Genomic DNA, 1,222 nt, shown 5'->3' on the forward strand with positions numbered 1-1,222 from the left:
AAGGTCGCGAAACGCGTCCACGAGCCTAGCCGCTTCGGCTACCGACCGGGCATCTAGTACCCGGAATCAGAGCTGAGTGATACGGCGGCCTTTGAAACGGCGTTGACGGACCTTTTTCTTGGTCCAGACGAAGGGCTCGGCTCTGTCGTTGTATGCGTTGACGTAGGCATCGATGTGTTCCTGAAGCTGCTTGAGGCTCGTGAAGGAGGTGCCGCTGAGCGACTGCCCCTGCAAGATGGAAAACCATACTTCGACCTGATTGAGCCATGACGCACTTGTCGGCGTGAAATGAAATTGCACGTTGGGGTGGGCCTTGAGCCAGTCCTCGTTCTTTTTATGGGTGTTGAGGTTGTCGAGGATGACGTGAAGCTTGCGGTTCGGAAAAGCCGCGGTGACGCTGTTCATGAAATCGAGAAACTCGACGCGGCGCCGGCGTTTTGAATGGGTCGCGATGATCTTTCCGGTGGCGACTTCGAGCGCCGCAAACAATGTTGTGGTGCCATGCCGCTTGTAATCGTGGCTTTGGCCGGTCAAGGCGCGGCCATTGGGCAACTTCAGATAACCCTGCGCTCGCTCCAAAGCCTGGATCGAGGGCTTCTCGTCCACGCACAGCACAATGGCCTTCGCCGGCGGCGCGACATAGAGGCCGACAACATCGGCGGCTTTGGCCGTAAAGTTCGGGTCGTTGCTCTCGCACCAGGACTTGCGAGCCACCAGGTCAATCTTGTGGCTGCGCAGGAACCGCCAGACATATTGGACATCGACATCGCCCAGCGCCTCGGCCAGCAGGGGGCCGGTCCAGCGCGCAAACCCTTGCGGTGGCGGCTTATCCAGCAGCTTCAGAATCCGCTTGTCGGTCGTCTTCGTATAGATCGGCTGCTTGCCAGGCCGCGGCTTGTCTTGCAGCCCTTCAAGGCCATGGTCGGCATAGCGATGCCGCCAAAGGCTGACAATCCGCGGCTGGACCCCAACTTCCTTGGCGATCGACCGGGTGCTGCGCCCATCCGCCGCCAACAGAACTATCCGCGCCCGCTTCAAATCGCGCTGCAACGTCACCGGTGAGCGACAGCACGCCTCAAGCACCTTGCGATCTTTCCTCGAAAGGTGGACTTCTCTTGCTTCGGGTATCATCCCGACCTTGAATCACGACTCACGTTCCAAGAAAAGTGGGTACTAGCGAGCGAGGAAAACGGGAGACGGGTCGCAAAGGCGGCTGTTTTGG

Annotated in this window: 1 protein-coding gene; it reads right to left on the reverse strand. The window is 59.2% G+C overall.

Annotated features, from left to right (window positions below):
* Positions 1-66: 66 nt before the first annotated feature.
* Positions 67-1,131 (reverse strand): IS630-like element ISRj1 family transposase, encoded by a 1,065-nt coding sequence (locus JQ617_RS39835; protein WP_026192128.1) that lies wholly within the window; start codon positions 1,129-1,131, stop codon positions 67-69.
* Positions 1,132-1,222: the final 91 nt, after the last annotated feature.

The organism is Bradyrhizobium sp. KB893862 SZCCT0404 (assembly GCF_018130885.1).
Classification (GTDB): domain Bacteria; phylum Pseudomonadota; class Alphaproteobacteria; order Rhizobiales; family Xanthobacteraceae; genus Bradyrhizobium; species Bradyrhizobium stylosanthis.